The organism is Cupriavidus sp. BIS7, from assembly GCF_000292345.1.
Classification (GTDB): domain Bacteria; phylum Pseudomonadota; class Gammaproteobacteria; order Burkholderiales; family Burkholderiaceae; genus Cupriavidus.
This window is the reverse complement of the sequence record NZ_ALOU01000055.1, coordinates 1-6,917: the sequence shown is the minus strand read 5'-3', so window position 1 is coordinate 6,917 and position 6,917 is coordinate 1. Positions and strand designations below refer to the sequence as shown.

Sequence of the window (6,917 nt, the reverse complement as noted above, 5' to 3'; positions counted from 1 at the left end):
TCGCGCCCCGCCGTGAGCGCATCATTTGCAGCAAGGCTGGTCGGATCATGCGCCAATGCCTGCTCATAGGCCCCCACGAGATCGATAGCGCCTGATTCTCCAGCGCTCAGGAGAAGCATGCAGCCCAAGGCTACCTGCCCGGCCCGCAGGGCCATACTCAATCTTTTCATCGAAATAACTCTCAACGTCACACTTGCGATCAGACGGTCGCGGGGCGCTTGGCCCGGTACCAGGTCGCATACAAAGCGGGAAGGAAGACGAGCGTCAGCACCGTGGCAACGGCGAGCCCTCCCATGATTGCCCACGCCATGGGGCCCCAGAACACGGAATGGGTAAGAGGCACCATCGCCAGAATCGCTGCCAGGGCAGTCAGTACGATCGGACGCAGTCGCCGCACTGCCGCTTCGACGATAGCCGTCCACAATGCGACACCTGCGCGCACGTCCTGATCGATCTGTACGACCAGGATCACTGAGTTGCGGATAATCATTCCAGCGAGGGCGATGACGCCCAACATGGCGACAAAACCGAACGGAATCTGGAACGCGGCCATGATCGCGCTCACACCGATCAGCCCGAGCGGCGCGGTCATCAGAACCATCGCCATCTTCTTCATGTCCTGCAGCTGAATCATCAGCAGCACGAGCACCGCGATGATCGTCACAGGCATCACCGCGAAAACGGAACGCTGGGCCTTCGCACTCGATTCGTAAGCGCCGCCGATCTCAATGCCATAGCCGAGCGGGAGATCCTTCTCCAGCGCGTCGATCTTCGGCTGCAGCACACGTGTGACGTCAGGTGCCTGCGCCCCCGCGATATCGGCACGAACGGTCAGCGTTGGCACGCGGTTGCGCCGCCACAGTTCACTGTCTTCACTGTCGAGCGTGAGCCGGGCCACTTGCGAGACCGGCACGAACTTGCCGTCGCGCACATAGATCTTGGCGTCCTTCAGGTTGTTCAGGTCCGTCCGTTCCGCCGCGACGAGGCGCGAGACCACGTCAATGCCTTGGTCTTCCTCGCGGAACTGCGTGATCGGCGTGCCCGACAGCGACGCCTCAAGGGCTTGTTTGATCTGGCCTGAGCTAATGCCCAGTGCACGCGCCTTGTCCTGGTCGACGTCGACTTGCACGCGCTTGATGCGCTCGCCCCAATCCTGGTTGACCTGGCGGACGTGAGGCTCTTCACTGATGATGTCTGCGACCTGCTGCCCGATTGCTCGAATTTTGGCGTTGTCTTGCCCGTACACACGGAACTGCACCGGGTAACCGACAGGCGGACCGTTCTCCAGTCGATTGACGCGGCCACGCACATTCGGGAACTTCTCGGCGAACAGCTTCTCGAGCTTCTCCTTCACCCGCTCCCGTGCCTCGCCGCCCTTCGTCATCACGAGCATTTCACCCAGGTTCAGATTGGGTGTCTGCACATCAAGCGGCAGATAGAAGCGTGGCGCACCATTGCCAACAAAGCTGGTCACTGCTGCGATGTCCGGATCGCCCTTGAGCAGGGCCTCCAGCGCCTGGACCTCGCGCTGACTCGCGTCGAAAGTAGCGGCCCTGGGCATCCACAGGTCAACGATCAGTTCGGCCCGGTCAGACGCCGGAAAGAATTGCTGGGGTATCGCCTTGAACAGCACCAGTGCGCCCACGAACGCGGCGAGCGTGATGCCAATGACCCACACGCGTTGCCTCAGGCAGAAGTCGATAAAGTGGCGGAACTTGACATAGAAGCCGCGCTGGTAGACCGCTTCCTCGTCATGCGATGCGTGCGCATGCTCCTTCAATAGCTTGAAGCCGATGTAAGGCGTAAAGAGGACGGCCACGATCCATGACAGCACCAACGAAATGCCCACCACCTCGAACAGGGAGTACACATACTCGCCCGTACCGGACTTGGCAAAGCCGACCGGAAGAAATCCAGCCGCTGTGATCAGCGTGCCGGTGAGCATCGGGAAAGCGGTAGCCGTGTAAGCGTATGTGGCGGCACGAAATTTGTCCCAACCCTGCTCCAGCTTCAGTGCCATCATCTCGACGGCAATAATGGCGTCGTCCACTAACAGTCCGAGCGCAATGATCAGCGCACCCAGCGAGATGCGTTGCAAGTCGATGCCCATCACGTACATGGCCAGGAATGTCATGGCCAGCACGAGCGGGATACTGAGCGCGACGACTAGTCCGGTCCGCAAGCCCAGCGACAGGAAGCTGACAACGAGCACAATGATTACTGCCTCTGCCAGACTCTTCTTGAACTCGAATACGGAGTGCTCGACGACATGCGGCTGGTCGCTGACTGCGTGGATCTGCACGCCGACCGGCAAATTGGACTCGATACGCTTGAGCGTTTCGTCCAGCTTGGTGCCAAGCCGAATCACGTCGCCGCCCTTGCGCATGCTCACGGCCAATCCGATCGCCTCGTTGCCGTTGAAGCGCATCCTCGAGGTAGCCGGTTCCACAAATTCGCGACGGACGTCTGCGATATCGCCAAGGCGGAAGGTGCGCTGGCCGGCGCGGATGCCGATGGCCCGAATGCCTTCGACTGAGTCAAACTCGCCACTGACAGCCAACCGCACCTGTTCCGCGGTGGTTTGCACCGTCCCGCCCGATGTCACGACATTGGTTTGCGCGAGCGTCGACGCGATCAGTGCCGGGTCGATCCCCAGCGAAGCGAGCTTGGCGGTGGAAACTTCCACATAGATCTTCTGCTCCTGCTTGCCTACAAGATCGACCTTGTTGACGTCGTCGACACGCAGAAACTCGTTACGTGCGGCGTCCGCAATCCGTCGCAGATCGTTATAGTCAAAGCCGTCGCCTGTGATGGCGTAGAGGTTACCGAAGGTGTCCCCGAACTCGTCGTTGAAAAAGGGGCCCTGCGTGCCCTGTGGCAGGGTCTGCTTGATGTCCCCCATCTTTTTGCGGACCTGGTACCAGACATCCGGCACGGCGCGCGGGGGTACGTCCTCGCGCAGGTTGACCTTGACCTGCGTTTCACCCGGCTTCACATAGGTGGACGTATAGTCGATCTCCGCGACTTCTTGCAGCTTTCGCTCGATCTTGTCGGTGACCTGGTCGGCCATCTGCTGCGCGGAACTTCCCGGCCAGTACGCTTGCACGACCATGGTCTTGATCGTGAACTCGGGGTCTTCCTTCTGGCCCAGGCTGCTGTAGGCCAGCAGGCCAGCCGCGGACAGCAGCAACAGCAGGAATGCGATCATCTGCTGGTGCTTCAACGCCCATTCGGACAGGTTGATGCCTTTCACTTCGCACCTCCCGCCTTGGCAACGGACACCGCCTCGGCCACTTTCACCTGCTGACCAGCTTGCAGCATGTGCACGCCGGCACTCACCACGGTCTCGCCGCCCGCCAGTCCGCCAACCACGATGACGTTGTCATTCTGCGCGGCACCCAGCTTGACTTCACGTGCGATCACCCGCGACGTCTTCGGGTCAACCACCCACACCTGTCGGCTGTGTTCATGATCGACAATGGCCGTCAGTGGCACGCGGACCACGCCACTGCCGTCCACGTCGGGTGCGACGACAGACGCTGTCATGCCTAATCGCAGGAGGTCCGGATCAGCGTCCTGGATGGAAATGCGTGCGGAGTAGGTGCGGGTGACGCTGTCCGCGTCCGGCGCAAGCTCCCGGAGCTTGCCCGTCCAGGATTTGCCCGGATGCGCCCACACCGTGATCATCAGCGTCGGCGCCTTACGCAGTTCGTCGACTCGCGATTCCGGAATACTGATCGAGACCTCGCGTTCACCATCGGCCGCAACGGTGGCAATCGACTGTCCGGCCGCGACCACCTGGCCGGCTTCCGCGTTGATTGCGCTGACCACGCCATCGCGGTCGGCCACAAGCGTGGTGAAGCCGCGCAGATTGGCATTCAGCTGCTGGCGCGCCTGGGCAGAACGCAGTTGTGCTTCCGCCTGGTTAAGCGCAAGCCGCTGCTGGTCCAGTTCGGCTTGCGAGGCGAAGTTCTGCGCGAGGAGTTGCTCGGTACGCTGAACGTCCACTCGCGCCTGAGCTACCCGGCTCCTTGCTGCATCAGCCTCCGCACCCGCCGCGGCCACCTGCAGCGTCTCCTGAGTCGGATCGAGCTGGAACAGCGGCTGGCCGCGCTTGACATGGCTACCCACTTCCACCATACGCGCGACGATCTTGCCAGCTGTGCGGAATCCCAGCTGACTTTCGTAACGCGCACGAATCTCGCCTGAGTAGGTCGCGCCGACCGAACCTGGCGTATGTCCCGCGACCACTGTCCGCACTGGCCTTATGTCTTCGTGTTTGGATGCGGGGCCCGGTGTACAGGCGGCAAGCAGGTGCGCCGCGATGATGGTAAGAGCCGCCGCTCGATAATTCCCGTTCAATTTCTGCCCTCCAGTAAGGTCCGTCGCTCGCCTGCGAGTCATCAGCAGTTCACGCTACTGAGTCCGCTCCGCGGCCTCGTGCTGGCATCAGTGACGGCAGGCATGGTCGGGCTTTCGCCCTTCCGATGAGCCCGGAATATACATCATACTGACGTATGTGTCATGATGACGTACAATTTAGTTCAAGCGCGGAAGCAAATCAACTTCGATGTGCCAGGCACCACGTGAGGCGAAGAAGGCGCGCGACCGCGAGGAGGATGTGCGAGGCCGAGTGCAATGTGCGGAGTGATGCGGTCGACGAAGATCGAAGACGCAGGGAAGCCGGCGCGTGCGGTCACGTCGAGCTTATTGACCATAAGGAGAGAACAGATCAATGACCCCGATACAGAAGAGGTTCGCAGCTGAAATGGAACCGTGGGAAGCGACTGACCACCGTCAGCGCGTTGCGGCAAAGCGGCGGCAGCGTATGCGTTCGCTGTTGCTGAACAGTGCGCTGCGTTTGCTGGTAGAGAATGGCACCGCCTCGCCTTCCATCGACGACATCATTTCGGCTGCGCGGGTGTCACGGGGCACGTTCTACAAGTACTTCCCATCGTCTGACGCGATTCTGCGGGAGCTTGTCGAGAAGATTGCTGAACAGTGGGTGCAGGTGGCTGACCCTATTGTGTGTGGCCATGACGACCCGGCCGAGCACATTGCCAGGGGGATCCGGTTGGCGTCGATTCTTGCGATACACCAGCCGGCTGTAGCTGGAATTCTTGGCCGGCTTGGCTGGGCTGGTTACCAGGCACCCAATATGCTGGAATTTGTCCGCAGGGACATAGAGGAAGGGGTTCGACGCAATCGCTTCAAGCGCATGCCGATCGCCCTGGGGTTCAATATCGTTGCCGGCGCCGCAATGAGTGCGATGCACCGCATGCTTGAAACCGAATGTCGCGATGATTTTTCGGAGCTCGCCGCTGCCGTGGCGTTGCGCGCCTTAGGCGTAGAGGAAGCGGCGGCCGATGCGATATCCAGGTCGCCGCTCGATGCGAGCGAAGTGCTGTTCGACGACTTGCTCGCCGAAGCGATCAGCGATGCGCCGTAGCGCTTTGCACTCGCTAGCTGGAGGGCTCGGCCTTGGCGGCGAGCTTCTCCTGTGCCTTTTCGAGCAGTGATTCAGGCGAAGCTACCAGCTTTGGCAAAGACGAGGAGGTTAGCTTGTTGGCACGCGATGCAGACACGCCGAGCGACCGCAACACTCCCCGGACGATCTGCTCTGGGTAGTCCTTAGTCGTTCTTCCCGTGGCCATACGGTGAACGGCAATTACCCCAGCGCCGGTTACCAGGTCCAATGCAACATCGGCCAACGTCTCGTCAAACGTGCCCGTCTTCAGGCCTTCCTTGATATCCGAGGGCAGGTACTCGTACACGGCACTTTTTTTGCCAACTACACTCAGGCCCGTACTGGAAAGAAACTGCGCCACAACAGGGTAGGACCGCGCAAGGTGGAGATACAAGCGAATACCCGTTGCAACACGCAACGCCGGGTCTTCGATCTCGCCGACCACGCTCTCGATCATTTGCACCATGTCATGACTGAGCGCTTCGCTGACCGCCACCAGCAGATCGTCGTTAGTACGGAAGTAGTTGTAGAAGGAACCTTGAGAGACGCCAGCTGCCGCGATGACTTCAGGGATTACGCTGACGCCGGTACCCCTTTGCGCAAAGACGATCATTGCGCTTTCAATGAGGCGCATGCGCATCCGCGCACGCCGTTCAGCAGCAACGCGAGGGCGGTGGTCTTTGGGATCAGTATCGGCAGGCATCTTCAGTTAGAGGACCTTAAGTGACGAGGCGATTATATCAATCTGCCGCTACAACGCCGACAACATGGCGTAAGCCATAAACATCCCCCCTCCTTGATACGGACAAGCTCCGCGCCGTCCGTAACCGGCATTGAGTGCGCCGCGTCGCGCAGTGTCTCCGCCACGACGATCAGTGGTGCTCGTTGCAGTCCTTATAAGATGCATATTGTCATGATGACATGAAAGTCAATATGAGGCAGAATGCGGGAATCTTGAAAGATTACGTTGCGCCCACGCACTGCCTGCCTCCTGCAACGAGGCCGAAGACCCAGGACACTCCGTGCATCAGAACCACTTCCCGCCGCCAGTTCGGCTACAGGATTCGCACCGGCTGGTCGCGTGCGAGCATTGCGACGCACTCCATGCACGTGTGACCCTGAAACCAGGCGAACGTGCCGCCTGCCTACGCTGCGGCGGCGCGCTCTATCGCGACAGTTCGCGTGCCTATCGTCGGCTGCTGCCGCTCGTGGTGACCGCCCTGATCCTGTTTCTGATCTCGAACGCGTACCCGATTGTCATCATGGAACTCAAGGGATCGCGCATGGAGACCACGCTATGGGGCGCTGTACAGGCACTGTACGCGGATGACATGGCACTGGTGGCCGTGCTCATCTTCGCCACGACGATCCTGCTTCCGCTGGCGGAGCTACTCATGATGTGCTACCTGCTCGTGCCGATGGCGAAACACCGCAGACCACCCGGTTTCGA

At 60.5% G+C, this 6,917-nt stretch carries 5 protein-coding genes; 2 read left to right on the top strand and 3 right to left on the bottom strand.

Annotated elements, in window-relative coordinates; translation table 11 throughout:
• Nucleotides 1–199: 199 nt before the first annotated feature.
• Both B552_RS0119060 and B552_RS0119055 read right to left on the bottom strand, forming a co-directional pair.
• Nucleotides 200–3,253 carry an efflux RND transporter permease subunit gene (locus tag B552_RS0119060; RefSeq protein ID WP_019450650.1) on the bottom strand — a complete coding sequence of 1,018 codons (3,054 nt, stop codon included), beginning with the start codon at nucleotides 3,251–3,253 and terminating at the stop codon, nucleotides 200–202.
• Nucleotides 3,250–4,362 (bottom strand): efflux RND transporter periplasmic adaptor subunit, encoded by a 1,113-nt coding sequence (locus B552_RS0119055; protein WP_035880079.1) that lies wholly within the window; start codon nucleotides 4,360–4,362, stop codon nucleotides 3,250–3,252. The genes B552_RS0119060 and B552_RS0119055 overlap by 4 nt, the downstream gene beginning before the upstream one ends.
• A gap of 373 nt (nucleotides 4,363–4,735) precedes the next feature.
• On the opposite strand from B552_RS0119055, the gene B552_RS0119050 reads away from it, so the two are divergent.
• Nucleotides 4,736–5,449, top strand: a complete 714-nt coding sequence (locus B552_RS0119050; protein WP_019450648.1) for a TetR/AcrR family transcriptional regulator — start codon at nucleotides 4,736–4,738, stop codon at nucleotides 5,447–5,449.
• A 13-nt stretch (nucleotides 5,450–5,462) separates the two neighbouring features.
• Here B552_RS0119050 and B552_RS0119045 read toward each other — a convergent pair whose 3' ends face one another.
• Nucleotides 5,463–6,101, bottom strand: a complete 639-nt coding sequence (locus tag B552_RS0119045) for a TetR/AcrR family transcriptional regulator (protein WP_237718278.1) — start codon at nucleotides 6,099–6,101, stop codon at nucleotides 5,463–5,465.
• Between the two features lie 388 nt (nucleotides 6,102–6,489).
• Between B552_RS0119045 and B552_RS27740 the strand changes: the two genes are divergently transcribed.
• Nucleotides 6,490–6,917 (top strand): paraquat-inducible protein A (locus B552_RS27740; protein WP_035880081.1); only part of this gene is annotated, 428 nt, incomplete at its 3' end.